This is a genomic window from Cryobacterium sinapicolor, from assembly GCF_004403465.1.
GTDB classification, from domain to species: Bacteria; Actinomycetota; Actinomycetes; order Actinomycetales; family Microbacteriaceae; genus Cryobacterium; species Cryobacterium sinapicolor.
In genome coordinates this window covers 73753-98163 of the sequence record NZ_SOGQ01000009.1, presented here as the reverse complement: position 1 = coordinate 98163, position 24411 = coordinate 73753, and the positions used below count along the sequence as shown (strand labels likewise).

General features: G+C 69.9%; 21 protein-coding genes. 11 read left to right on the top strand and 10 right to left on the bottom strand.

Annotation, left to right across the window (positions count from 1 at the left end; genetic code table 11):
- Window positions 1-1338 carry an ABC transporter substrate-binding protein gene (locus E3T28_RS00990; RefSeq protein WP_166786885.1) on the bottom strand — a complete coding sequence of 446 codons (1338 nt, stop codon included), beginning with the start codon at window positions 1336-1338 and terminating at the stop codon, window positions 1-3.
- A gap of 159 nt (window positions 1339-1497) precedes the next feature.
- Here E3T28_RS00990 and E3T28_RS00985 point away from each other — a divergent pair, with 159 nt between their 5' ends.
- The 6 genes from E3T28_RS00985 (at window position 1498) to E3T28_RS00960 (ending at window position 8870) form a co-directional block, all read left to right on the top strand.
- Entirely contained in the window at window positions 1498-2658 is a 1161-nt protein-coding gene (locus tag E3T28_RS00985) for an ROK family transcriptional regulator (protein WP_134427021.1), read from the top strand.
- A gap of 37 nt (window positions 2659-2695) precedes the next feature.
- Window positions 2696-3802 (top strand): LLM class flavin-dependent oxidoreductase, encoded by a 1107-nt coding sequence (locus tag E3T28_RS00980; RefSeq protein ID WP_134427019.1) that lies wholly within the window; start codon window positions 2696-2698, stop codon window positions 3800-3802.
- Between the two features lie 22 nt (window positions 3803-3824).
- Window positions 3825-4796 carry a dihydroorotate dehydrogenase gene (locus E3T28_RS00975; RefSeq protein ID WP_134427017.1) on the top strand — a complete coding sequence of 324 codons (972 nt, stop codon included), beginning with the start codon at window positions 3825-3827 and terminating at the stop codon, window positions 4794-4796.
- Complete coding sequence (locus E3T28_RS00970; RefSeq protein ID WP_198417128.1) at window positions 4796-5749, top strand: iron-sulfur cluster-binding protein; 954 nt, start codon at window positions 4796-4798, stop codon at window positions 5747-5749. The genes E3T28_RS00975 and E3T28_RS00970 overlap by 1 nt, the downstream gene beginning before the upstream one ends.
- Before the next feature lie 256 nt (window positions 5750-6005).
- Window positions 6006-8279, top strand: coding sequence for a polyribonucleotide nucleotidyltransferase (locus E3T28_RS00965; protein ID WP_134427015.1), 2274 nt, complete (start codon window positions 6006-6008; stop codon window positions 8277-8279).
- 249 nt (window positions 8280-8528) lie between these two features.
- The gene (locus E3T28_RS00960) at window positions 8529-8870 is read left to right on the top strand and encodes an ArsR/SmtB family transcription factor (protein ID WP_241979107.1); all 342 of its coding nucleotides are present in this window, start codon (window positions 8529-8531) and stop codon (window positions 8868-8870) included.
- 12 nt (window positions 8871-8882) lie between these two features.
- On the opposite strand, the gene E3T28_RS00955 is transcribed toward E3T28_RS00960, so the two are convergent.
- The 8 genes from E3T28_RS00955 to E3T28_RS00920 form a co-directional block, all read right to left on the bottom strand.
- Window positions 8883-10427 (bottom strand): hydrogenase large subunit, encoded by a 1545-nt coding sequence (locus E3T28_RS00955; protein WP_134427014.1) that lies wholly within the window; start codon window positions 10425-10427, stop codon window positions 8883-8885.
- Window positions 10424-12019: a proton-conducting transporter transmembrane domain-containing protein gene (locus E3T28_RS00950; RefSeq protein WP_134427012.1), complete on the bottom strand. Its 1596-nt coding sequence runs from the start codon at window positions 12017-12019 to the stop codon at window positions 10424-10426. Before E3T28_RS00950 ends, E3T28_RS00955 begins: the two co-directional genes overlap by 4 nt.
- Complete coding sequence (locus E3T28_RS00945; RefSeq protein WP_134427010.1) at window positions 12019-12675, bottom strand: hypothetical protein; 657 nt, start codon at window positions 12673-12675, stop codon at window positions 12019-12021. The genes E3T28_RS00950 and E3T28_RS00945 overlap by 1 nt, the downstream gene beginning before the upstream one ends.
- An 8-nt stretch (window positions 12676-12683) precedes the next feature.
- Window positions 12684-13634 (bottom strand): respiratory chain complex I subunit 1 family protein, encoded by a 951-nt coding sequence (locus tag E3T28_RS00940; protein ID WP_134427008.1) that lies wholly within the window; start codon window positions 13632-13634, stop codon window positions 12684-12686.
- Window positions 13631-15649 (bottom strand): proton-conducting transporter transmembrane domain-containing protein, encoded by a 2019-nt coding sequence (locus tag E3T28_RS00935; protein WP_134427006.1) that lies wholly within the window; start codon window positions 15647-15649, stop codon window positions 13631-13633. The genes E3T28_RS00940 and E3T28_RS00935 overlap by 4 nt, the downstream gene beginning before the upstream one ends.
- Entirely contained in the window at window positions 15646-16131 is a 486-nt protein-coding gene (locus tag E3T28_RS00930) for an NADH-quinone oxidoreductase subunit B family protein (RefSeq protein ID WP_134427004.1), read from the bottom strand. The genes E3T28_RS00935 and E3T28_RS00930 overlap by 4 nt, the downstream gene beginning before the upstream one ends.
- A gap of 75 nt (window positions 16132-16206) precedes the next feature.
- Window positions 16207-16839: an LON peptidase substrate-binding domain-containing protein gene (locus E3T28_RS00925; RefSeq protein ID WP_241979106.1), complete on the bottom strand. Its 633-nt coding sequence runs from the start codon at window positions 16837-16839 to the stop codon at window positions 16207-16209.
- A gap of 16 nt (window positions 16840-16855) precedes the next feature.
- The gene (locus E3T28_RS00920; RefSeq protein WP_134427002.1) at window positions 16856-17383 is read right to left on the bottom strand and encodes an Lrp/AsnC family transcriptional regulator; all 528 of its coding nucleotides are present in this window, start codon (window positions 17381-17383) and stop codon (window positions 16856-16858) included.
- Window positions 17384-17514: 131 nt separating this feature from the next.
- Between E3T28_RS00920 and pdhA the strand changes: the two genes are divergently transcribed.
- The 4 genes from pdhA (at window position 17515) to E3T28_RS00900 (ending at window position 22073) form a co-directional block, all read left to right on the top strand.
- Entirely contained in the window at window positions 17515-18627 is a 1113-nt protein-coding gene (pdhA, locus tag E3T28_RS00915; protein ID WP_134427000.1) for a pyruvate dehydrogenase (acetyl-transferring) E1 component subunit alpha, read from the top strand.
- Window positions 18624-19673 carry an alpha-ketoacid dehydrogenase subunit beta gene (locus E3T28_RS00910; RefSeq protein WP_134426998.1) on the top strand — a complete coding sequence of 350 codons (1050 nt, stop codon included), beginning with the start codon at window positions 18624-18626 and terminating at the stop codon, window positions 19671-19673. Before pdhA ends, E3T28_RS00910 begins: the two co-directional genes overlap by 4 nt.
- Window positions 19670-21157: a dihydrolipoamide acetyltransferase family protein gene (locus E3T28_RS00905; protein WP_134426996.1), complete on the top strand. Its 1488-nt coding sequence runs from the start codon at window positions 19670-19672 to the stop codon at window positions 21155-21157. Before E3T28_RS00910 ends, E3T28_RS00905 begins: the two co-directional genes overlap by 4 nt.
- Window positions 21158-21410: 253 nt before the next feature.
- On the top strand, window positions 21411-22073 hold the full coding sequence (locus E3T28_RS00900) for a VOC family protein (RefSeq protein WP_134426994.1): 663 nt from the start codon (window positions 21411-21413) through the stop codon (window positions 22071-22073).
- Here E3T28_RS00900 and E3T28_RS00895 read toward each other — a convergent pair.
- Window positions 22067-22666, bottom strand: coding sequence for an SACE_7040 family transcriptional regulator (locus tag E3T28_RS00895; protein ID WP_338145376.1), 600 nt, complete (start codon window positions 22664-22666; stop codon window positions 22067-22069). The two genes, E3T28_RS00900 and E3T28_RS00895, sit on opposite strands and share 7 nt — an antisense overlap.
- 129 nt (window positions 22667-22795) lie before the next feature.
- On the opposite strand from E3T28_RS00895, the gene E3T28_RS00890 reads away from it, so the two are divergent.
- Entirely contained in the window at window positions 22796-24403 is a 1608-nt protein-coding gene (locus E3T28_RS00890) for a carboxyl transferase domain-containing protein (RefSeq protein WP_134426990.1), read from the top strand.
- The last annotated feature ends 8 nt before the right edge of the window (window positions 24404-24411 follow it).

The window sequence follows — 24411 nt, the reverse complement described above, 5'->3', positions numbered from 1 at the left end:
TTAGTCTCCGCTTCGGGTCGAGGTGGTGCGTGACGCGACCTTGCGCCACTCGTTGTCGAGTGTGGCCAGCGCGTTCGCGCTGTTCGTGTCCGTCAGGAACTGCTGCACGATCGGCCCGAGCGGGATGCTCGCCGGGATCTGGTGATCGATGAAGCCGGTGATCTGGCCGGCCTGGAAGTACGGTTGCAGTTCCGCCAGGGCCGGGTTGGTGTTCTCGGCCGCGTCACGGGCCGTCGAAAACATGTTCTGAGAGGCTGCGAAGGAGTTGAGCACCTCCTTCTGGAAAAGGAAGTCCACGAACAGCTGCGCCTCGGCGAGGTGCGGCGTATCACGGCCGATGGCGATGGCCACGTCGACACCGGAGACGAGCTCGATGTCGGCCGGGTCATCCGTCACGGGGTAGGGGAAACCGCCGACGCTGATGTCGGGGTTGTTGGCCAGGATCGGGCTGAGTGCCCAGATCCCCTGCATCAGCATGGCCGATTCCCCGTTCGCGAAGGCCAGGTTGCCGTCTTCGTAGGTGCGGCCGAGGTAGCCGTCCTGCGCGTAGGAATACAGTGTCTGCAGCTTCTCGAACGTCTCGTCGTAGTTCTTCGCGAACGAGACGGCCGAGTCGGGACCGACCTCCGCACCCTCCGCGCGGAGGTCGGGGAAAAAGTCGTCGCCGCCGAGCTGGGCGCCGAGACCGTTCAGCGGGGATTGCACCGTCCAAGCGTCGGCCGCGGTGCCGTAGAACGGGGCGATTCCGGCCGCCTGGAGGGCGTCGCAGGCGGCGATCAGTTCGTCCCAGGTGGTGGGGATCTCGATGCCTTGCGCGGCGAAGATGTCGCGGTTGTAGAGCACGCCGTTGCCGTTGTTCACGAAGCCGAGGGCGTTCACCTCGTTCTCGTGGGAGCCGAGGGCTCCGACGATGTCCTGCACGGCCGGGTTGATCTGGTCGAGAATGGGGTCGCCGGTGAAGTCGTGGAAGACGCCCGCCCGTGCGAGCTGGCCGAAGTTGCCCGATCCGTTCAGGCTGATCACATCGGGCACCTTGTCTTTGACCAGCAGGGTGCGGATGGCGGTGTCCGCGTCGGGGACGGCGTTCTGCGTCACCCGGATGCCGGGGTTCTCGGCCTCGAAATCGGCGATGATGCCATCGAAGTCAGCGATGGCCTCGGATTTGAACTGGAAGAAATCGAGGGTGACGACGTCCGTCTCGCCCGGGACGCAGCCGCTGAGGGCGCCGAGGCCGAGCATTCCGACCAGGAGGAGTGCCACGGATCGCTCCAGCGTGCCGAACTTCCGCCCCCGATGCCGTCGCCGGGAGGGGGTCTGGTACGTCGTCGTATCCGTCATTGCGGGGCTCCTTAGGCCGTCATGTCACTGCTAGAATCTTTCTACGGCAAAAAGAATAGGACGTCAACTCCAGAATTCTGTGCCATTGAGGGGCCAAAATTCCATCGGAGGCAGCCCATTCATGCCATTATGGAACAAATAGCACCTCGGGGAGCGGATATGACCACGGATACACCGTCGACGGTGAGCGAGACCTCCCGGGAACTCGCGCGCGCCGTGCTCATCCACGGCCCGATTTCTCGCGGCGACCTCGGCCGTCGTCTCGGACTGTCGCCGGCCAGCCTCACCCGGCTGAGCAAGCCGTTCCTCGACCGGGGCCTCTTCGTCGAGGCCAGCGAAGAGCCCGACGGAACGGTCGGGCGTCCGGCCCGTCCGCTGGACGTGCGGGTGGATGCCAGCCGATTCGTCGGGGTGAAGCTCGCCGGCGACGACGTATTCGGGGTGCTCACCGACCTGCGTGCCAACCAACTGGGCTCGGCCCGGCGGCTGCTGGCCGGCCACGCGGTCGAACACGTCGTGGCGAGGATCGAGGAAGTCGTGCGCGAGCTCGGCGGCCCGGACGGCCTGTCCGGGCTCGGCGTCTGCGTGGGCGGGCACGTCACCGGCGCCCGGGTCGTGACCCGGGCGCCCTTCCTGGGCTGGCACGACGTGGACCTGGCCGCGCAGCTCGAGCACCTGCTGGGAATCCCAGTCACGATCGAGAACGACGTCGTCGCGCTCACCTCCGCGGAACAGTGGTTCGGAGCGGTCCGGGGTGCCCCGACCTTCGCGGTTCTGACCGTCGGCGTCGGCGTCGGCTACGGACTGGTCGTCCATGACCGGGTGATCGTGACGGTCGACAGCGGCCTGGGCCTCGGCGGGCACATCCCGCTCGACCCAAACGGGCCACTCTGCCCCGAGGGACACCGCGGCTGCTCGCAGGCCATGCTCACGAGCCAGAGCGTGTCCGCCCAGGTCAGCGTGGCCCTCGGCCGCGAGGTCGGCTACGACGAGGTGCTCCGGCTGGCGGTGGAGGGGAACCGAGCTGCGGCATCCGTCGTCACCGCCACCGGCCGCGCCCTGGGCCGGTTGATCGCGGTGATTGCCAATATCGGGATGCTTGACACGATCGTGCTCTCCGGCGAGGGGATCGGACTGTGGGCGCAGGCATCCGAGGACGTCATCGCCGCTGCCCGAGCCGACCGCGACCCGGCGGCGACGCCGCTGACGATCGTCGTCGACGACAGTGGGGTCTCTTCCTGGGCCCGTGGGGCCGCGGCGGTTGCCATCCAGCATTCGCTCGACCGCCTGGCCGGCTCCGTGAGGCGGGCCAGCGAATAGACTCGTCTCTGCGCGCCGCGCGAGTGGGAGGCTGCACATGCAATTCGGGATCTTCACCGTGGGTGACCTCACGGCCAACCCCACGACCGGCCGCACCCCCACCGAGCACGAGCGCATCACCGCCATGGTCGCCATCGCCCGGAAGGCCGAAGAGGTCGGACTCGACGTCTTCGCGGCCGGCGAGCACCACAACCCGCCGTTCGTGCCGTCCTCTCCGACGACGATGCTCGGCTACATCGCCGCGAAGACCGAGCACATCATCCTCTCCACGGCCACGACCCTGATCACGACGAACGACCCGGTCAAGATCGCCGAGGACTTCGCCATGCTGCAGCACCTCTCCGACGGTCGAGTCGACTTGATGCTCGGCCGCGGCAACACCGGCCCGGTCTACCCGTGGTTCGGCCAGGATGTCCGCCAGGGCATCCCGCTCGCGCTGGAGAACTATGCCCTGCTGCGCCGGCTCTGGCGCGAGGACGTCGTGGACTGGGAGGGCCAGTTCCGCACCCCGTTGCAGGGGTTCCAGTCGACGCCGCGTCCCCTCGACGGGGTGCCGCCCTTCGTCTGGCACGCCAGCATCCGCAGCCCGGAGATCGCCGAGCAGGCCGCGTTCTACGGGGACGGCTTCTTCGCCAACAACATCTTCTGGCCCCGGGAGCACTACCTCCAGCTGATCGGCCTCTACCGGGCCCGGTTCGAGCACTACGGCCACGGCCGCGCCGACCAGGCCATCGTGGGCCTCGGCGGCCAGGTCTTCATGCGCACGAACTCGCAGGAAGCGGTCGACGAATTCCGGCCCTACTTCGACAACGCCCCGGTCTACGGCCACGGCCCGAGCCTCGAGGAGTTCACCGAGCGGACGCCCCTGACCGTCGGCAGCCCGCAGCAGATCATCGACCGCTACGCCGGCATGCGCGACTACTTCGGCGACTACCAGCGCCAGCTGTTCCTGATGGACCACGCCGGACTGCCGCTGAAGACCGTGCTCGAGCAGCTCGACATCCTCGGCGGCGAGGTGGTGCCTGTGCTCCGCAAGGAGCTGGCCGCGAACCGCCCGGCCCACGTTCCCGAGGCACCCACGCACGCCTCTCTGAAGGCCGAGGCCGAGAACGGCCGGCTCGCGGCATCCGTCGCCCGACCGTGAACCACCCGCGGAAGCAGGCACCATGACCATCGCACCCCCTATGCCCCCGACGGATGCGCGCCGCGCCTTCTTCGACGCCCGCCGCGCCTTCGAGGCGGTCAACCTCTCGGTGCGAATCGGCAGCCTCACCCTCGCCAACCCGGTCATGCCTGCCTCGGGCTGCTTCGGGCCCGCGCTCGGCCGACTGATCCCCGTCGCCGAGCTCGGCGCCGTCGTCACCAAGACCGTGTTCGGCACCCCGCGCGGCGGCAACGCGGCGCATCGCCTGACCGAGCTCCGGGCCGGGATGGTCAACAGCGTCGGCATCCCGAGTCGCGGCGCCGCCGGCTACCTCGCGGCGCAGCATCCGCTCTACCTCGCGCTCGGCGTGCCCGTGATCGTCAGCGTCGGCGGCCACCGGCCCGGCGAATACGCCCCCGTCGTGCGCGGCCTGCGGGGCGCGGGCGACGCCTACGAGCTCAACGTCTCCTGTCCGAACCTCGACCGCCACGGCACCGACATCGGCTCCGACCCCGACGCCATCGGGACGGTCGTGCAGGCCGTCCGGCGCGAGACCGACAAACCCCTGATCGTCAAGCTGCCCGTGCTCGTCTCCTCGATCGCGGACTGCGCCCAGGCAGCCGAGGCGGCCGGCGCCGACGCCGTCTGCGTGGCCAACTCCATCCCCGCGCTGCCGCTCACGGCCGACACCCGCAGCCCCGTCCTCGGCAACGTCATCGGCGGCCTGTCCGGACCAAACATCCGACCCGTCGTGCTGCGGCTGGTCTGGCTGGCCGCCCGGGCGGTCGACATCCCGGTGATCGCCTGCGGCGGCATCGAAACAGCCGACGACGCCCTCGACTACTTCTCGGTCGGCGCCCGCGCGGTGCAGGTCGGCACGGCCAGCTTCGGACGCCCGTTCGCCATGGTCGAAATCATCCGCGCGCTGCAGGAGCGCTGTGAGGGCGCCGCCGCGGCTGACATCGCCGAACTGATCGAACTGTGGAGAGCCTGATGACCGGTACAACCGCGACAGTCGCGGAACGCCTCGCCGTCCTGCGCCGCCAACAGGCCTTCGCCGCCGCCGACGAGGCCGCGCTCGCCGGTCTCATCGCGGTGCGCCCGCCCGAACGGATGCCCCGGCCCGACCCGGTCTGGGACGACGCCGCCGTTCTCGTGCACGAGGTCGTGGGGGAGCGGTACCGCCGGCTCGTGCTGGCCAGCGCCACCATTGCGACGACCGCCCTGGCCGGACAGTTCCTGATGATCACCGTGCCGCCGGCGCTGGGGGAGCGCATCCTGCTCCCCCGGCCGATGGCCATCCACCGGCGGCACCCTGAGCAGGGCACCGTGGAGGTGATCTACGGCGTGGCCGGCCGCGGCACCACCGCGCTCGTCGACGTGGGCGTGGGGGAGCGCCTCCTGGTCACCGGCCCGCTGGGCCGCGGCTTCGAGTTTCCGGATGCTGCCGGCCCGGATGCCGCCGGCCCGCGGCCCGCCCGCACGGCCCTGATGATCGGCCGCGGGGTCGGCGTCTGCGCCATCATGGGCTCGGTCGAAGACGCCGCCCGGCTCGGCATCGACGCCACGGTCGTGCTCAGCGGACGGTCACGGGCCAACCTGATCGGGTCGGCCGATTGCGCCGAACTCGGTGCCACGGTCATCCCCGTCACCGACGACGACGGCTCGAGTGCGCTCGCGGCGCTCGGCGAACGCCTGCGCGGGCTCTTCGCCGGGGCCCCGCCCGACGTGATCCTGGTCTGCGGCGCCGGTGTGCTCGCCCGCCTGGCCGCCGAACTCGGCGCCGAGTGGGGGGTGCCGGTGCAGGTCTCGCTGGAGGCCCACATGGCCTGCGGCCTCGGCTACTGCCACGGATGCGCCGCGCCGGTGGCTACGGATCCCGCCGTCGAGGGGCCGCTGGTCTGCGTCGACGGCCCGGTGTTCGACGCGGTGCTCCCGGCAGGCTGAGCGTGTTCTGTTAGGCTTGAGAAGGTCAATCTTCGGAGTGACCACGCAGAATCACGCTCAATACGGAGCAGACCGGCAGCAGGCTGGTCCTCGGTGGTGGTTTCCCAACCCGGCGGCGACAGCCGCGGTTGGTGAATTTCTACTGGTGGCCAGCACGTGCCCTTCTCCTCCGCGTCCAGCTCGCGCGCCATACGGGCAACCGAGTCTTCGTCGCCAGAATGGCGAGAAGCAAAAAACCAAAGGAGAGAACCCCCATATGGAGGGTCCAGAAATCACGTTCGCCGAAACCGTTATCGATAACGGCAAGTACGGCACACGCACCATCCGTTTCGAAACCGGGCGTCTCGCCCAGCAGGCGCAGGGCTCGGCCGCCGCCTACATCGACGAAGAGACCATGCTTCTCTCCGCCACGAGCGCCAGCAAGAACCCGAAGGAAAACTTCGATTTCTTCCCCCTCACCATCGACGTCGAGGAGCGCATGTACGCTGCCGGACGCATCCCGGGCAGCTTCTTCCGTCGCGAAGGTCGCCCGTCGACCGAGGCGATCCTCACCTGCCGTCTGATCGACCGGCCGCTGCGCCCGTCGTTCGTCGACGGTCTCCGCAACGAGATCCAGGTCGTCGTCACCGTTCTGGCCATCGCGCCCGACGAGTACTACGACGTGCTCGCGATCAACGCGGCGTCGATGTCGACCCAGCTCGCCGGCCTCCCCTTCTCGGGCCCGATCGGTGGCGTCCGCGTCGCCCTCATCCCCGACGAGAACGGCTCCGGCCAGTGGGTTGCCTTCCCGAAGCACTCGCAGATCGTTGACGCCGTGTTCAGCATGGTCGTCGCCGGCCGCGTCGTGACCGACGCCAACGGCGCGCAGGATGTCGCGATCATGATGATCGAAGCCGAAGCCACCGACAACGCCTGGGACCTCATCAAGGGCGGCGCCATCAAGCCGAACGAAGAGGTCATCGCCGAGGGCATCGAAGCCTCGAAACCCTTCATCAAGCAGCTCATCGAAGCGCAGCAGAAGGTTGCCGCCTCGGCCGCCAAGCCGACCGGCGCCTACCCGGTGTTCCCGTCCTACCAGCCGGCCACCTACGACGCCGTCGCCGCTCTCGCGTACGACCAGCTGGGGGCCGTCTACCAGATCGCCGACAAGATCGAGCGCCAGAACGCGGATGACGCACTCAAGGCATCCGTCAAGGAAGCCATCGCTGCCAAGGTCGCCGCCGGCGAACTCGACGCCGGCGCGAACAACCAGGTGTCCGCCGCGTACAAGTCGGTCACCAAGCTCGTCGTGCGCTCGCGCGTTCTCAACGAGGGCATCCGCATCGACGGCCGTGGGCTCGCGGACATCCGCCCGCTCGACGCCGAGGTTGCCATCATCCCGCGCGTGCACGGGTCGGCGATCTTCCAGCGCGGCGAGACCCAGATCCTGGGCGTCACCACGCTGAACATGCTCAAGCTCGAGCAGACGATCGACTCCCTGAGCCCGGTCACCAAGAAGCGCTACATGCACAACTACAACTTCCCGCCCTACTCGACCGGTGAGACCGGCCGGGTCGGAACGCCGAAACGCCGCGAGATCGGCCACGGCGCGCTCGCTGAGCGTGCCCTGGTCCCCGTGCTGCCGACGCGCGAGGAGTTCCCCTACGCCATCCGTCAGGTCTCCGAGGCGCTCAGCTCCAACGGATCCACCTCGATGGGTTCCGTCTGCGCCTCGACCCTGTCGCTGCTCAACGCCGGTGTGCCGCTGCGCGCACCCGTTGCCGGCATCGCCATGGGCCTCATCTCCGACACCGTCGACGGCAAGACCCGCTACGCGGCTCTCACCGACATCCTCGGCGCCGAAGACGCCCTCGGCGACATGGACTTCAAGGTCGCCGGCACGAGCGAGTTCGTCACCGCGATCCAGCTCGACACGAAGCTCGACGGCATCCCGGCATCCGTTCTCGCCGGCGCGCTCACCCAGGCCAAGGACGCTCGCGCGACCATCCTGTCGGTGCTGAACGCCGCCATCGACCGTCCCGACGAGATGGCACCGACCGCGCCCCGTGTGATCAGCGTGCAGATCCCCGTCGACAAGATCGGCGAGCTGATCGGCCCGAAGGGCAAGACGATCAACGCCATCCAGGACCAGACCGGCGCCGACATCTCGATCGAGGAGGACGGCACGGTGTACATCGGCGCCGTTGACGGACCGTCGGCCGAGGCAGCTCGTGCCCAGGTCAACGCGATCGCGAACCCGACCAACCCGGAGATCGGCGAGCAGTTCCTTGGAACCGTCGTCAAGATCGCCGCGTTCGGCGCCTTCGTCTCCCTGCTCCCGGGCAAGGACGGACTGCTGCACATCAGCGAGGTCCGCAAGCTCGCCGGTGGCAAGCGGGTCGAGAACGTCGAAGACGTGCTCGGCGTGGGTCAGAAGGTCCTCGTGGAGATCACCAAGATTGACGACCGTGGCAAGCTTTCGCTCGCCCCGGTCCTCGACGAGTCGGCTGAGGCCGGCACCGAGGACGCACCGGTTTCGACCGAGGCGTAGTCCGCTAGATCTACCGACAACCTCTCGCCAGGTTAGTCGGCTAGACGGAAAGCCCGTCCTGCTACGGCAGGGCGGGCTTTTTGCATTCCCGGAGACGACTGTCGCCGAATCGGTCAACTGTTGCCCGCACGCCGGTAACTCTTGTCCGGAACGGGAACAGTCACGAGGCACACGCGCGGTTCGGTGGTCGAGCCTGTCGAGACCCCGCACCTATTTGAAAGTATTACAGGTTAGCGATATGATCAAACGGTGTCAGCGACCGGACTCCCCATGGCCCAATTGAAGTCCGACCTCTTCAAGGCGCTCGGGCATCCGTTGCGAGTGCAGGTTCTGGAGCAGCTCGTCGGCGGGGAACGGTCGGTCGGCAGCCTCGCCGAGGTGCTCGGCGCCGAACTGTCCAACCTCTCCCAGCAACTGGGTGTCCTTCGCCGTGCCGGCGTGGTCGTCACCCGCCGCGACGGCAACACCATCTTCTACGCCCTGCGCGACCCGGGCGTCGCCCAGCTCCTGGCCATCTCCAAGCGGATGCTCGTGACCAGCCTCGAGCACTCCAACGCCCTGCTCCGCACCATCGAGCAGGACACGCAGTAGCCCGAGGCGCGGCTAGAGGTCGTTGCCGGCGTAGGACTGGTTGAAGCTCTTGTTCACCAGGGGGAAGTCCGGCACGATCGTTTCGGACAGAGCCACCGGCAGCGCCGGCCAGTTGAAGTAGGACGGGTCGACGACCTTGAGCCGGGTGATGGCGCCGTCTCGGCCCAGTTCGACCCGGTGGCAGATGGTTCCGCGCCACCCCTCCACGAGGGCGAGGCCGCTGCGGGTATCCGGTGTCGCCGCGGCCGTCGACGCAGCATCCGTCGCCGCCGGAGCGGCCACAGCGGCAACGTCGCCGCGGTGCGCGCCCAGCCGGCCGATCAGGTCGATCGCCACCGCGACGGAGACCTCGAACTCGCCGGCCCGCACCCGGTAACGGCTGAGCACGTCGCCGCCGGTATCAGTGACCACGTGGAAGTGTTCGCCGAGATCGACGAAGGGGTGGTCGCGTCGGGCGTCGGCGTCGATACCGGATGCCCGCGCCACGTAGCCCAGCGTGCCCATGGCCTCGGCCAGGGCGGTTGGCAGCGGGGCGGTGCCGCTGAACCGGTCCCGTACGATCGCGTGCCCGAGAGTGATTGCGATGATCTCCTGCACGTCGGCGGCGATCCGGCGCAGGTCGTCGGGATCCGGCAGGGTGAGCACGTTCACCCCGCCCACCGACAGCGCCCCGCGCAGGAATCGATGCCCGGTGACGGACTTGTTGATCCGGAGCAGCGTTTCGCGCAGCCGCTGGGTGTGCGAGTTCACGACGCTGAACCCCACGTCGTTGGCCAGCGATCCGAGATCGGAGACATGGTTGTAGAGGCGTTCGAGTTCGAGCAGCAGGGCGCGTAGCAGGCGGTCGGGCTCGGAGACCTCGAGGCCGGAGGCCGCTTCGATCGCCATGACGTAGGCCAGCGTGTGGCCGATCACGGTGTCTCCGGCGATCTGCTCGGCCATTGCGAGACCGTCCTCGGGCAGACGGCCCTCGAAGAGCCGCTCGACGCCGCGGTGCATGTACCACTGGCGGGCTTCCATCCGCACGATGGTCTCGCCGACCACGGAGAAACGGAAGTGGCCGGGGTCGATGATGCCGGCGTGGATGGGGCCGACCGCGATCTCGTAGACCCCGGGCCCCTCGACCTCCACGAACGGGAACGACTCGACGTCGGGCTCGAATTCGGGGGTGTCCCGTGCGTCTTTGCGCATCGGGTACCAGCCGCGGGGCCAGTGCCCGTGGCGCACCAGCCGGTGGGGCTGGGGGTGGTTCGCCGGCCGCACCCCGAACAGGTCGCGGGTGCCGCGCTCGAAGTTGCCGGCCGGGAACGAGAGGTCGGCCAGGCTCGGAATCCAGGCGTCGTCGTAGGGGATCGGCACGACGAGGTCGATCTGGCGCCGCGGGAAGACGGCCACGAAGGAGTAGACCACGCGCAGTCGGTCGCCGTCGTCGTGGCAGGCCACCAGCGCGAGCCGGTTGCCTTCGGTCAGCAGTGCGGCGACTACGTCCCGCAGCTCGTCGCGGGTGAGCGTGCGCACCTCGGGGGTGCCGGCTGACAGCTGGCTCGGCTTCGTCATTGGATTCCTCCCAGAACCTCGGCCGCACGCGTCAGGAGCGTGCCGACCGGTTCGGCGATGAAGGCCACCACCGCGGTGGTGCCCAGGGCCAGGATGAGCGGCAGCATCGGCCCGTGGCCCGACCGGTCCGGCACGATAGGCGCCTCCGGGCGAGGCTCGGCGTCGACCGGGGTGACGGATGCGCCGACGCCGGCCGCGGGGACCACGCCGGTCATCGCTCCGGTGACGTCGATGCCGGGCGCAGCCGCCGAGGGCAGAACCGCAGCCGGGGCCGCAACCGAAGCCGAAGTCTGCGCTACCGGCGCCCCGATCGTCATGGCCACCGTCAGACGGGTGAGGCTGGCGAAGATCACGAGGAGCAGCACCAGCGCGATGCCGACCACCACGCCCATGCCTGTCGCGTAGCCGGCCACGATGATGCCGACCTCGGAGAAGAAGATGCTGAACGGGGGGAATCCGATCAGGGCGGCCATGGCGATCAGCCACAGCACGGCCAGGCCCGGTCGCCGCACGAGCAGGGCGCGCACGTCGTCGATCTTCGGGGTGCCCTCGACCTCGAGGATGCGCCCGGAGATCACGAACAGCGTCGCCTTCGTCAACCCGTGGCCGAGCACGTACAGCAGCACGGCCGGCAGGGCCGCCGCGCCGATGGCCGCGCCGATGGCCATCATTCCCATGTGCTCGATGCTGGAGTAGGCCAGCATCCGTTTGAAGTCGCGCTGGCGGATCAGGAGCGCCGCCGCTACGAAGAGGGAGAGCAACCCGCCGACGCTGAGCATGATGCGCAGGAAGTCCGGCCCGATCACGGCGTCGGTGATGGTCTGGATGCGGAGGATCGCGTAGAGGGCGACCGCGAGCAGCACGCCCGACATGAGCCCGGAGACGGGTGCCGGCGCCTGGCTGTGCGCGTCGGGCAGCCAGCTGTGCATGGGGGCGAGCCCGGCCTTGGTGGCGAAGCCGAGCACGGCGAGGGCGCCGCCGGCGCGGATCAGCGCGGGGTCGAGCGGCAGGCCGGCCTGGCTGAGCACGAGCCAGGAGAGGGTGGCCTCGCCGGTGCCGCGGGAGGCGGCGTAGATGAGCACGATGCCGAGCAGGGCGATGGCCACGCCGACGGAGCCGAGGATGACGTACTTCCAGGCGGCCTCCAGCGAGCGGGGGGTGCGGTGGTGGCCGACCAGGAAGGCCGTGGCGATGGTAGTGGCCTCGACCGCGGCCCACATCAGACCGATGTTGTCCGCGATCACCGCGAGGCTCATCGCGGCCAGGAATACGGAGATCAGGGCATCGTAGGAGCCGGCGAACCGGGCGGGAACGTTGCCGGCGTGGCCGAGCCCGCCCCAGGTTGAGACGAGCCCGACGGCGCCGACCACGGTGAGCATGTAGGCGCTCAGCGCGTCCGCGCGGAGCAGCCCGCCGGCCAGAGTCGGAACCTGGTCCGCGAGCACGGCGCTCACCAGGAGCAGACCGGAGACGAGCACCGCGACGCTGGAGGCGACGGGGCTGAGCCGGCGCAGCGCGGGGGAGGGAACGACGAGGCTGAGCAGGGCGAGGACGGCCGGGATGGCCAGAGGGGTCCAGAGGGCGAAGGACATCAGTCGTGCAACTTTCTGAGCTGATCGATCTCGGTGTTGCCGAACTTGTTGCGCATACGGCCGGCGAAGACGTACAGGATGACGACCACCAGCAGCACGTCCAGGGAGATGCCGAGCTCGAGGAACAGCGGCACGCCGCCCGAGGTCAGAAACGCGACGGTGGCGATTCCGTTGTCGAGCACCAGGAAGCCGATCAGCTGCGATCCGGCCTGCCGGCGGGTGACCAGCAGCAGGAACCCGATCAGCACCATCGCGAGGCCGATCGGGGCTGCGTGGGCCGAGATGCTGGTGTCGCCGGTGAGCAGTCGGCTGGCGACGACGTAGCTGAGGATGGTGAGCAGTGCCACGGTCAGGAGGGCCGCCGTCGGGTTGAGGCGCGGCGCCTCATCCGTTCGCGTGGTGGCATGGGTCTCGCGGGCGAGTACCCAGGGCAGGGCCATGCCCTTGACCAGCAGCACGAGCACGGCCACGAGGATCACCTCGAGCTCGCCCTCCTCCACGCCGATCACGGCGACCAGCGCGGCCAGCGCGAAGCCCTGCACGCTGAGCAGTCGGATGGACGCCAGCAGCGAGTGCCGCCAGACCATCAGGGCGCTGGTGAGCAGCAGGGCGCCTGTGCAGAGGCCGATCAACTGCGGGTAAACGGTGGTGAACACGGATGCTCCTAAGCGACCAGGTAAGAAGCGGTGACGGCCAGCAGGCCCAGGGCGAACGACCCCGCCAGCAGCTCGGGCACGCGGAACAGCCGCGCCTTGGCCAGGAAGACCTCACCCACGCTGAGCACGACGCCCAGCAGCAGGACCTTCACGGTGACGGTGCCCACGCCGACTATGACGCCGAGCACCGAGAAGTCGGTCACGATGCCCCACGGCACGATCAGGTTGCTGAGCAGGCCGAGCAGGGCCGCCAGCTTGAGCCAGGAGCCGAGTTCGAGCCAGGCCAGGTCGCGGCCGGACGCCTCCAGCACCATGGCCTCGTGCAGCATGGTCAGTTCGAGGTGGGTCGACGGGTTGTCGACCGGCAGGCGGCTGGTCTCGGCCATGATGGCGATCGCCAGCGCGACCATGGCCAGCAGGCTGACCGGGGAGATGATCACGGCCGGGTTGGCGAGCCGGGTCTCCACGATCAGTGAGAGCGTCGAGGTGCCGGCCGGGATGGAGAGCGCGTAGACCGCAAGCAGCAGGGTCGGCTCGACCAGGGCGGCGACGGTCATGTGCCGGCTGGATCCCATCCCGCCGAACGCGGTGCCGGCGTCGAGGCCGACCAGGGCCAGGGCCACGACGCCGATCAGCATGACGGAAACGATCACGAACAGGTCGCTGGGGATCAGCGGCAGCGGCAGGGTGCCGACCAGCGGCAGCAGGGCGCAGAGCAGCAGGCTGGAGACCAGGAGGGTGACTGGGCCGGCTGCGAGCATCCAGCTGCTGCCGGCGGCGCGCACCGGGTTCTTCGCCAGGAGCTTACGCACATCGCGCCACGGTTGCCAGATGCCGGAACCGGCCCGGCCCTCGAGGCGGGCCCGCACCTGGCGGATCACCCCGATCAACACGGGGGCGAGGAACACGAACAGCACCAGCTGGACGAGGGCGATGATGATCGCCGCGGCGCCGGTCACAGGGACACCACGATCAGAACGACCAGCAGGGCGACGAAGGAGTAGGACAGGTAGCGATGGATGCTGCCGTTCTGCGCGCGTCGGGCCAGGATGCCTGCTCGTTGCATGAGGTTCAGCACCGGGCGGTAGAGCCGGGTCTCGACCACGTCGGACACGCTCTGTTCCACGTGCACGCGTTCCACCAGGTAGCGGGATTCGCCCGCGTGGGTGACCTCGACGTCGCGGGAGGGCCGGAGCACGTCGTCGAACACGCGCACCAGCGGCTCGGCGTAGGAGGTGGCCGTGTACTGCATCCGTGGGCGCAGCCGGGACCCGCCGCCGGCCCAGGGGAGCGGCGAGGTGCGGGTGGGGTGGCGCCGGGCGGAGAGGAACAGAACGATCAGCACGGGTACCAGCAGGAGCCCGGCCAGCACCACGAAGGTGATGGGGTCGAGCACGGCGTCGATGCCGCGGGCGTCGATGCCCGCGAGGCCGATGGTGCGCACGTCCGGGGTGAACTCGGGGCCCACGGCGCCGCCGATGGCCACGGCGAGCGGCCCGGGCAGCACGCCGAGCCCGATCACGAGCAGGGCGCCGATCGCGAGCGGGATGCGCATGATGACGGGTACCTCGCGGGCCTGTTTGGCCTCCTGGGAGCGCGGGCGGGCCAGGAAGGCGATCCCGTAGGCCTTGACGAAGGTGAGCAGTGCCAGCCCGGCGGTGAGGGCGATCACGGCGACCGCGAGCGGCATGGCGACGGATGCCGCGACGGAGACGACCTCCCCGTCGACCCGGGAGCCGTGGATCAGGGCCTGCAGCAGCATCCACTCGGCGACGAACCCGCTCGTGACGGGCAGGGCCGCGGCACCCATGGCGGCCGCGCCGAAGGCGGCGGCGGTCCACGGCATCCGGCTGCCGAGGCCGCCGAGTCGGTCGAGGTTCATCTCGCCGGCCGCGCGGGCCACGGCGCCCGCGCCGAGGAACAGGGTGGACTTGAACGCGGCGTGGCTGAGCATCAGCAGCAGGGCGGCGACGAGGGCCGCGTCGGCTGCGGCCGTGGCGTTGTCGGCGCGCAGCAGAACGGATGCGCCGAGCCCCAGGAACACCAGCCCCATGTTCTCGGTCGTGGAGTAGGCCAGCAGCACCTTGAGGTTGCTCGCCACCGAGGCCTGCAGGATCCCGTAGAGCGCGGACACCCCGCCGAGCGCCATGATCAGCACGCCCCACCAAGCCGGGCCGTCGGGCAGCAGCCGCACGACGACGAGGAGGGCGCCGTAGACGCCGATGTTGACCATCGCCCCGCTCATCGCGGCGGCGACATGGCCGGGGGCCTCGGGCAGCACCCGGGGAACCCAGACGTGCAGGGGCACGAGCTCGGCCTTGCCGCCGAAGCCGAGCAGGAGCAGCAGGAACGCGACGCTCGCCTGCCAGGTGAAGGGATCGATCGTGGCGAGGTCGGCGAACCCGGTGCCGCCGGCCAGGCCGGCGAGCATGGCGAAGCCGGCCAGCACGAAGAAGAAGCTCAGCTGCGACATCGCCGAGTACCAGACCAGGGCGGAGGCGACCGTGCCGCGGGTGGCATGGTGGGCCAGCAGCAGCGCCGTCGAACCGAGCGTCATGATCTCCCAGAACAGCAGGAACGACACCACATCGGTGGCGGCCGGCACCAGCTGCATGCCGAAGAGGAACACGGCCATCGACAGCCAGGCGGTGCGGGAGGCGGAGGCGACGCGGGCCGAGCCGATCCCGAACAGGGAGGCGAGCACGCCGACCACGGAGACGACCACCATGACAAGGCCGCCGAGGCGGTCGGGGGAGAGTGCGAGCGGGTCCATCGGGAGGGCGGTGGGGATGCTCAGCGAACCGGTGCCGCCGGCGAGGGCGATCGCGCCGGTGACGATGCCGGCCGCGGCGAGCAGGGTGCAGAAGGTTCCGCTGACCCGGGAACGCCAGGAGAGGGGGGTGGCGAGGGCCGCGGCGATGGCGACCACCAGCAGCAGGGTCTGGCTGAGCATCCCGGCTTCGAGGGCTGTCATCGGCCGGTCATCCGGCGCAGAGCCAGGGCGATGACGGCCGGCTCGGGCGGGTTGCCCGGCACGGACAGGTCCACGTGCACGAAATCGGAAACCGGACCGGCCACCCCGTAGCCGTCGGCGAAGACGCCGCCGGTGATGGCGCAGTCGCCGACGGCGATCACGAAGCGGGGGGTCGGCGTGGCGTCGATGGTGCGCAGCAGGGGCTCGATCAGGTTGCGGGTCACGGCGCCCGTGATCACGAGCACGTCGGCGTGGCGCGGCGACGCGACCAGACGGATGCCGTAGCGCTCGACGTCGTAGACCGGGCCGAACGCGCTCTGCACCTCCATCGCGCAGTCATTGCAGCCGCCGCCGTTGATGAAGCGCACCTGAACGCTGCCGCCGAAGACCTCGGCGCCCGGGAACAGGGCCGGGGCAGGCGGGGCCGCTTCGGCGATGCGCCCACTGGTTCGGATGAGCTTCGTGAGTCGTTTGACGCTCAACTCAGGCTCCGTGGGGCACGATACATCATTACTTCTTTATATACCTATATGATGAATTTATCAAATAGATTCGGGTTATTCGTCGGGCCAGGGCGCGCTCAGGGAGTCCACGGCGTCCTGGGTGAAGTCGATCACCGCGGTGAGGAGCTGCTCGATCGAGGTCGACCGCAGCAGTTCGACCTGGTCCAGCGGACCCAGCGGGGCGATTCCGGCGATCTGCCAGGCGGCCGCCGTCGGATCCCGGGACAGTTCCACCGTCGACGGCCAGAGCTGGTCGGCGAATTCGCTCGCGAGGGCCAGGGCACGTCGCACGGCCTGCTCGGCCCGTTCCCGCAGCGGCAGCAGGTCGTCGTCCCAGTCCAGCGCGTCCAGGTGACGAACCGTGGCCTGGGGGTGCGGGTCCTCGGTCAGCCAGTCCACGACCTCGATCCGGCGTTCGCCCTGGGCGGTCACCCCGACGAAGCCCTCGGAGGCCTCGAGCTCGGTGATCTGGGCCACGGTCCCGAACCGGAACCGCCGCTCGCCGCCGCCGACCTCCTGGCCGCGTTCGATCAGCACCACGCCGAACTCGGCCGGCTCCTCCTTGAGGATGCGCGACAGCATGACCAGGTAGCGGTCCTCGAACACGCGCAGCTGCAGCGGCATGTAGGGGAACAGCACCGATCCGAGCGGGAACATCGGCAGGGTCGTCTCCGGCGACTCGGTCATCGGCGGGCCGCCCGCATCACGGGATCATCGCGTCGGGGAAGGGAGATGCGCCGGGGCCTGACGTGCCGGCGCCGCCCTGGCGGCCGGTGCGCTCCAGAAGCGGGGTGATCCGGAAGGGAATCAGCTCGCCCATGGCCAGGGATGTCTCAGTGCGATCAACACCCTCGCAGGCGAGGATGGTGCCGTCGATGCGAAACAGGTCGTCGGCATCCGCGCACACCACGCGCACCAGGATGTCGGTGGCCCCGCTCATGCCGTGCGCCTGCACGATTTCCGGGATGCGGGCGAGCTCGGCCACGATTTGGGCGAGGCGTTTCTGCTGCACGTGCACCTCGATGAAGGCCGTCAGCGGGTAGCCCAGGGCGACCGGGTTGATGCGGCGGTCGAAGGAGAGGAACGCCTTCGATTCCTCGAGCCGCGCCATGCGCGCCTGCACGGTGTTGCGGGAGAGGTGCAACTGCTGGGCGAGCGCGACGAATGTGCTGCGTGGGTCCGCGCACAGGGCGCGCAGCAGCTGTAGGTCGACTTTGTCCAGCCTGTGCATAATGCTCGACGCTAGCACGCTGACTGCCCCATGAATAGGGCAAATTGCTCAAAATTACTCGACATGGTTGTGCTCCATGTCGCGGAATCGTACGCTCTCAACAACTTCGGCAACGACGCTGGGAGCGGTTCATGAACACTGTCCACACCGGGGGTACCCCCGACGTTCTCCTGCAGCTGCTGAGCCCCGCGGGGGTGCGGCTGGCCGACGCCGATCTCGATCCCTGGGTCGCGGAGATGACCGGGAACGACCTCGCGGCGCTCTACCGGGACATGGTGGTGGTGCGCCGCATCGACGCCGAGGCCACGGCGCTGCAGCGCCAGGGCGAACTGGGACTCTGGCCGCCCCTGCTCGGTCAGGAGGCCGCTCAGATCGGCTCGGGCCGCGCGCTCCGCGCCGACGACTTCGTCTTCTCCAGCTACCGGGAGAACGCGGTCGCCTGGTGCCGTGGCGTGGCGCCCACCGACATCCTGCGGGTGTGGCGCGGCACCGCGCAATCCGGCTGGGACCCGCTGGTGCACCGGATGGCGACGCCCAGCATCATCATCGGGGCGCAGACCCTGCATGCCACGGGCTGGGCGATGGGAGCCCGGTTCGACGGCGCGGACTCGGTGGCCGTGGCCTACTTCGGCGACGGCGCGACCAGCGAGGGTGACGTCAACGAGGCGCTCGTGTTCGCGGCGAGCTTCCAGGCGCCGGTGGTCTTCTTCTGCCAGAACAACCACTGGGCCATCTCCGAGCCGGTCGGTCTGCAGGCCCGGGCCGGCATCGCCGGGCGGGCCCCCGGGTTCGGAATCCCCAGCCTGCGAATCGACGGCAACGACATCCTGGCCGTGATGGCCGCGACCCGGCTGGCCCTGAACCGGGCCCGCACCGGCGGAGGCCCCACCTTCATCGAGGCCGTCACCTACCGGATGGGCCCGCACACGACGGCGGATGACCCCACCCGCTACCGGCCGGCGGCCGAACTCGAGGAATGGGCGAAGAAAGACCCGATCCTGCGCCTGGGGCGGCTACTGGACTCCCTTGGGCTGCTCACGCCCGAACTAGAGGCCGAGACCCAGGCCGTGGCCGACGCCACGGCCGCGGAGCTGCGCGCCGGCTGCATCGGGCTCCCCGACCCGGAGCCGCTGACCGTGCTCGCCAACGTCTACGCCACCCCGCACACCGGGATCGACCGCCAGCGCGCGGAATACGCGGCCTACCTGGCGAGCTTCGAGCCGACCGGAGGAAAGGACTCATGACCATCGAAACCATCCGGAGTTCCCCGCTCCCCGCGGCGAACGGCCAGGCGCCGGTGCCGCTGACCGAGACGACCACCCTGACCCTGGCCAAGGCGATCAACGCCGGGCTGCGGCGCGCGATGCTCGACGACCCGAAGGTGGTGCTCCTCGGCGAGGACATCGGCGCCCTCGGCGGCGTATTCCGGGTGACCAGCGACCTGCTCGCCGAGTTCGGGCCGAACCGGGTCGTCGACACCCCGCTGGCCGAGTCTGCCATCATCGGCACCGCGGTGGGACTGGCGTACCGCGGCTACCGCCCGGTCTGCGAGATCCAGTTCGACGGCTTCATCTTCCCCGGCTTCGACCAGATCGTCAGCCAGGTGGCCCGGTTCCACTACCGCACCCAGGGGGCCCTGCGCATGCCCATCACCATCCGGGTACCCTTCGGCGGCGGCATCGGCGCCGCGGAGCACCACTCCGAATCTCCCGAGGCCTACTTCACGCACACCTCGGGCCTGCGGGTGGTCGCGGTCTCGAACCCGCAGGACGCCTACAGCCTGATCCGACAGGCGATCGCCTCCGACGACCCGGTGCTCTTCTTCGAGCCCAAGCGGCGCTACCACGTCGCCGGCCCGGTGTCCCCGCAGCTCGGCGAGTCCTTCGAGAGGGCCCGGGTCGTGGCCGCCGGCACCGACGTCACGCTGCTCACCTACGGCGCGCTGGTGTCCACGGCGACGGATGCCGCGCTCGCCGCCGCCGACGACGGCATCTCGGTCGAGGTCATCGACCTGCGCTCGCTCTCGCCCATCGACTACGCCACCGTCGAGGCATCCATTCGGAAGACCGGCCGGCTCGTCGTGACGCACGAGGCCTCCCGCTCGGGCGGGCTGGGCGGCGAGATCATCGCCGAGGTCACCGAGCGCTGCTTCGACTACCTCGAGGCCGCGCCGGTTCGGGTCACCGGCTTCGACATCCCGTACCCGACGGCGAAGCTGGAGGGTCACCACCTGCCGGACCTTGATCGCATGCTCGACGGCGTCGACCGCGTGCTGGGGAGACGACGATGATCAAGGTCTTCAGGCTGCCGGACCTCGGCGAGGGACTGACCGAATCGGAGATCGTGGCCTGGCGGGTCGCGCCGGGCGAGACGGTGACGCTCAACCAACTCATCGCCGAGGTGGAGACGGCCAAGGCCGTCGTCGAGCTGCCGTCGCCCTTCGCGGGCGTGGTCGCCGAACTCCATCAGCAGCCCGGCACCACCGTGCACGTGGGTGACCCGATCGTCTCCTTCGAGGTGGCCGGCGCCGAGCCTCCCGTGACTCCCGCCGATGCCGCTGCGCCTCGTTCTGCCGGTTCTGGCCGCGAGAGCGACCACTCAGCCCCGCCAAACGAATCGACGGGGCATGATCTGCGCGCTCGCGAGCCCGAACGGGAGGCCGTTCTGGTGGGGTACGGCGCCGCCGTCGAGCGCGGCGGGCGGCCCCAGCGACGGGCTCGCACCGGGGCGACGGATGCGGGTGGTCCGGATGCGCGGGGTCCGGTCGCACGGGCAACGGTGCCGGGCGTGACGGTGCCCGGCGTGACGGTGGTGACCGGGGAGGCGACGGTGCCTGCGCCTCCGATCGCGGGGGAGCGGTGCTCGGTCACGACCGAGCGTCCGCGGTCCACGCCGCCGGTGCGAGCCTTGGCCCGCACCCTGGGCGTCGACCTGACAGAGGTGACCGGAACCGGTCCGACCGGCCTGATCACCCGGGAGGACGTGGAGGCGCACGGCGCGCCTGCCGCGCCCACGGCCCTCGTCGTCAACCGGGCCGAACCGGCAGCTCGGCCGAAGGCAGCCGCGCCCGGTGCCCGGGAAACCCGCAGTCCGATCCGGAGCGTGCGCAAGCTCACCGCCGCCGCCATGGTGCGTAGCGCGTTCACCGCGCCGCACGCCACGGAGTTCCTGACCGTGGACGTGACGCCGACAATGGAGCTGATCGACGCGCTCAAACGCGACCGGGAGTTCGCCGACGCGCACATCGGCATCCTGGCCGTCGTCGCCAAGGCGCTCTGCCTCGCGGTCGCCCGCACGCCCGAGGTGAACACCCGCTGGGACGAGGCGGCCGACGAGATCGTGCAGTTCCACTACGTGAACCTCGGCATCGCCGCCGCCACGCCGCGGGGGCTGCTCGTTCCCGGCATCCCGGATGCCGACCGGCTGGGCCTCGCCGACCTCGCCGCGGCGCTCGCCGAGCTGACCAGTACCGCCCGGGCGGGTGCGACCAGCCCGGCCGCCCTGACCGGCGGCACGATCTCGATCACCAACATCGGTTCCTTCGGCATCGATGCCGGCACGCCGATCCTCCCGCCGGGAGAGGCCGTGATCCTCGCCCTGGGTGCGATCGCCCCGCGGCCGTGGGAGCACCGCGGCGAGATCGCGCTGCGGCAGGTGGTCACCCTCAGCGTCGCCTTCGACCACCGGCTCGTCGACGGCGAGCAGGCCGCCCGCTTCCTGACCGACGTCGCCGGCATCCTCGCCCACCCCGCGCGCGCCCTCGCCCTGCTCTAGTCCGCCCCGCCGTTCCGCCCCGCCGTTCCGCCCCGACCGTCCACCCCCCAACGTGGTCTGCCCCTCACTAACTCGACGGAGATTTTGCCTCTGGTGCCTGGAATACGGCCAAAAACGGTCATTTTTCTCACAATCTCCGTCGAATTGGTTCGCCGAGCTCGTTGGGCGCGGCATCCGTGCGGGGGAGCGGGCCGGCAACGGATGCCCCCGAGCGCGCCTTGACGGGGTTCGCACCGCGCAGCAGAGTGAGTGGATGACTGCACCGGGCACCCTCCTCACCCCGATCGACACCGAGTCCGTACTCTCCGGCGGTGCCTTCGCACACCTCGACGGCGCCCTGCACGGCTCGTTCACGACCCGGGATTTCGCGTCGGCGGTGCGCCTGCTCGTCCTGGTGGCCGAGGCGGCGGATGCGATGAACCACCATCCCGACGTGCGGCTCGGCTACGGCCGGGTCGGCTTCCGCCTCTCCTCCCATGACGCCGGCGGTGTGACCGAACGCGACCTGCGGCTCGCGCTGCGGATCCAGGAACTTGCGGATGCGCAGGGCGCCGACCGGGCGCCCGTCACCCCGGCCCGATACGACGTGGCGATCGACTGCACCGACGCCGACGCGATCCGACCGTTCTGGCGGGTGGGTCTCGGCTACGTGGAGGTCGACAGTGAGGGTGCGATCGAACTCGTCGATCCAGTCGGCCCGGGTCCCCGGGTCTGGTTTCAGAGCATGGACATCGCGCGCACCGAACGCAACCGCATCCACCTGGACGTATATCTGCCCACGATCGACGCCGAGTCCCGCGTGCAGGACATCATCGCCGTCGGCGGCGACCTCCTCACCGACGAGCACGCCCCCGACTGGTGGGTGCTGGCCGACCCAGAGGGCAACGAGCTCTGCGTCTGCACGACCGTCTACTGAGCGGCCCCGAGTGCCGCGAGCGCCATCTCCTCCAGCAGCGGTCGCACCGCGCCGCTCGGAGACGCGGGCAGAGTGTGCGGGGTCGAGTTCAGCAGTCCGAACGTCGCCTGGGCCCGGATGCGCAGCAGCTGCGCTTCCACCTCGGGGTGCACCTGCCCGAGCACGCGCACCCACAGCTCGACATAGGTGCGCTGCAGGGTGCGCACCCGGTGCCGGTCCGCGGGGGCCAGGCTGTCCAGGTCCCGGTCCTGCACGCGGATGACGTTCGGGTGCGACAGGGCGAAGTCCGTGTGGAAGCGCACCAGTGCGCGGAGGGCGCCCGCGGCATCCGGAGCGCCCTCGACCACGGCCTGCCCGCCCGCCACCAGCGTTTCGCTGACCTCCACCAGCAGTGCGGCGAGCACGGCCGGCTTGCCGCTGAAGTGCCGGTAGACGGCCGGGCCGCTCACGCCGACGGCCGCGCCGAGGTCCTCGATCGAGACCCCGTTGTAGCCCGACCGGGCGAACAGCGCGGCCGCAGCCCCGAGCAACGCCTGCCGCCGGTCGGCCTTGGCCCGGCTGCGCGGCGTCGGCACGGACGAAGAACCAGGCACGAGCACCATCGACATCCCATCCGGCCCAGGACTCTGGACAACTCAGTTATGAACCGCTAACCTGAATTTCGGTTAGTACACGCTAACTGTACCGGCTGAGCACTCAAGCGGGAAAGCGGGACGTCGTCGATGGAGACACTCGCGAGTCTGATCGACTCGACCAGTCCGGCCTTCGCCGCGAACGCCGCCGCCCACCGCGAACTTGTCGCCGACCTGCGCCGCCGCCTCGCCGTCGTCGCCCTCGGCGGCCCCGCGACCTCCCGCCAGCGCCACCTCGACCGCGGCAAGCTCCTGCCGCGGGAACGCATCGACCGGCTGCTGGATGCCGGCAGCCCCTTCCTCGAGATCGCGCCCCTGGCCGCCACCGGCCTCTACGACGACGACAGCCCCGGCGCCGGCCTGATCGCCGGGATCGGGCTCATCCACGGCCGCCACGTGCTCGTCCTCTCCAACGACGCCACCGTCAAGGGCGGCACGTACTACCCGATGACGGTCAAGAAGCACCTCCGGGCCCAGGAGATCGCGTTCGAGAACCGGCTCCCGTGCGTCTACCTGGTCGACTCGGGCGGGGCCTTCCTGCCGCTGCAGGATGAGGTCTTCCCCGACATCAACCACTTCGGCCGTATCTTCTACAACCAGGCCCGGATGTCCGCGGCCCAGATCCCGCAGATCGCCGCCGTCCTGGGCTCCTGCACCGCCGGCGGGGCCTATGTTCCCGCGATGAGCGACGAGACCGTGATCGTGCGGAACCAGGGCACTATCTTCCTCGGCGGCCCGCCGCTGGTGAAGGCCGCGATCGGCGAGGTTGTCACGGCCGAGGAACTCGGCGGCGGCGACCTGCACGCTCGCACCTCCGGGGTGACCGACCACCTCGCCGAGGACGACGAGCACGCCCTCCAGATCGTGCGCGACATCGTGCGCTACCTGCCCGCACCGCCGCCGCCGGCCTGGCCGCGGTCGCCGGCCGGCGACCCGGTCGCCGACCCGGCCGAGCTCTACGGCGCCGTACCCACCGACCCGCAGGGCCGTTACGACGTGCACGAGGTGATCATCAGGCTGGTCGACGGCAGCGAGTTCCACGAGTTCAAGCGGGAGTACGGCACGACCCTGGTCACCGGCTTCGCGCACCTGCACGGCCACCCGGTCGGCATCATCGCCAACAACGGCGTGCTGTTCTCCGAATCCGCGCTCAAGGGCGCGCACTTCATCGAGCTGTGCGACCAACGCGGCATCCCGCTGATCTTCCTGCAGAACATCTCCGGATTCATGGTCGGCCGTGACTATGAGGCCGGCGGCATCGCCAAGAACGGCGCGAAGATGGTCACCGCCGTCGCCACCGCGCGCGTGCCCAAGCTCACGGTCGTGATCGGCGGGTCCTTCGGCGCCGGCAACTACGCCATGTGCGGCCGCGCCTACTCGCCCCGCTTCCTCTGGATGTGGCCGAACAGCCGCATCTCCGTGATGGGCGGCCCGCAGGCCGCGTCCGTGCTCGCCACCGTCAAAAGGGAGCAGCAGGAGAAGGCCGGCGTGCCCTGGTCGGAGGATGCCGAGGCCGCTGTCACCGCGCCCGTCACCGCCCAGTACGAACGGCAGGGCAGCCCCTACTATTCCACCGCCCGGCTCTGGGACGACGGGGTGATCGACCCGGCTGACACCCGCACCGTGCTGGGCCTGGCCCTCGACGTCGTCGCCCTGGCGCCCCTGCCCGAGACCGCCTTCGGCCTCTTCCGGATGTGAGGCGCACC

Coding starts and splice junctions, on each gene's coding strand:
- E3T28_RS00900 (WP_134426994.1), top strand. CDS start 21,411: ATGACTGCACCGGGCACCCTCCTCACCCCGATCGACACCGAGTCCGTA.
- E3T28_RS00935 (WP_134427006.1), bottom strand. CDS start 15,649: ATGACAGCCCTCGAAGCCGGGATGCTCAGCCAGACCCTGCTGCTGGTG.
- pdhA (WP_134427000.1), top strand. CDS start 17,515: ATGAACACTGTCCACACCGGGGGTACCCCCGACGTTCTCCTGCAGCTG.
- E3T28_RS00910 (WP_134426998.1), top strand. CDS start 18,624: ATGACCATCGAAACCATCCGGAGTTCCCCGCTCCCCGCGGCGAACGGC.
- E3T28_RS00950 (WP_134427012.1), bottom strand. CDS start 12,019: ATGTCCTTCGCCCTCTGGACCCCTCTGGCCATCCCGGCCGTCCTCGCC.
- E3T28_RS00920 (WP_134427002.1), bottom strand. CDS start 17,383: ATGCACAGGCTGGACAAAGTCGACCTACAGCTGCTGCGCGCCCTGTGC.
- E3T28_RS00905 (WP_134426996.1), top strand. CDS start 19,670: ATGATCAAGGTCTTCAGGCTGCCGGACCTCGGCGAGGGACTGACCGAA.
- E3T28_RS00980 (WP_134427019.1), top strand. CDS start 2,696: ATGCAATTCGGGATCTTCACCGTGGGTGACCTCACGGCCAACCCCACG.
- E3T28_RS00890 (WP_134426990.1), top strand. CDS start 22,796: ATGGAGACACTCGCGAGTCTGATCGACTCGACCAGTCCGGCCTTCGCC.
- E3T28_RS00990 (WP_166786885.1), bottom strand. CDS start 1,338: ATGACGGATACGACGACGTACCAGACCCCCTCCCGGCGACGGCATCGG.
- E3T28_RS00975 (WP_134427017.1), top strand. CDS start 3,825: ATGACCATCGCACCCCCTATGCCCCCGACGGATGCGCGCCGCGCCTTC.
- E3T28_RS00985 (WP_134427021.1), top strand. CDS start 1,498: ATGACCACGGATACACCGTCGACGGTGAGCGAGACCTCCCGGGAACTC.
- E3T28_RS00970 (WP_198417128.1), top strand. CDS start 4,796: ATGACCGGTACAACCGCGACAGTCGCGGAACGCCTCGCCGTCCTGCGC.
- E3T28_RS00955 (WP_134427014.1), bottom strand. CDS start 10,427: ATGACGAAGCCGAGCCAGCTGTCAGCCGGCACCCCCGAGGTGCGCACG.
- E3T28_RS00965 (WP_134427015.1), top strand. CDS start 6,006: ATGGAGGGTCCAGAAATCACGTTCGCCGAAACCGTTATCGATAACGGC.
- E3T28_RS00925 (WP_241979106.1), bottom strand. CDS start 16,839: ATGACCGAGTCGCCGGAGACGACCCTGCCGATGTTCCCGCTCGGATCG.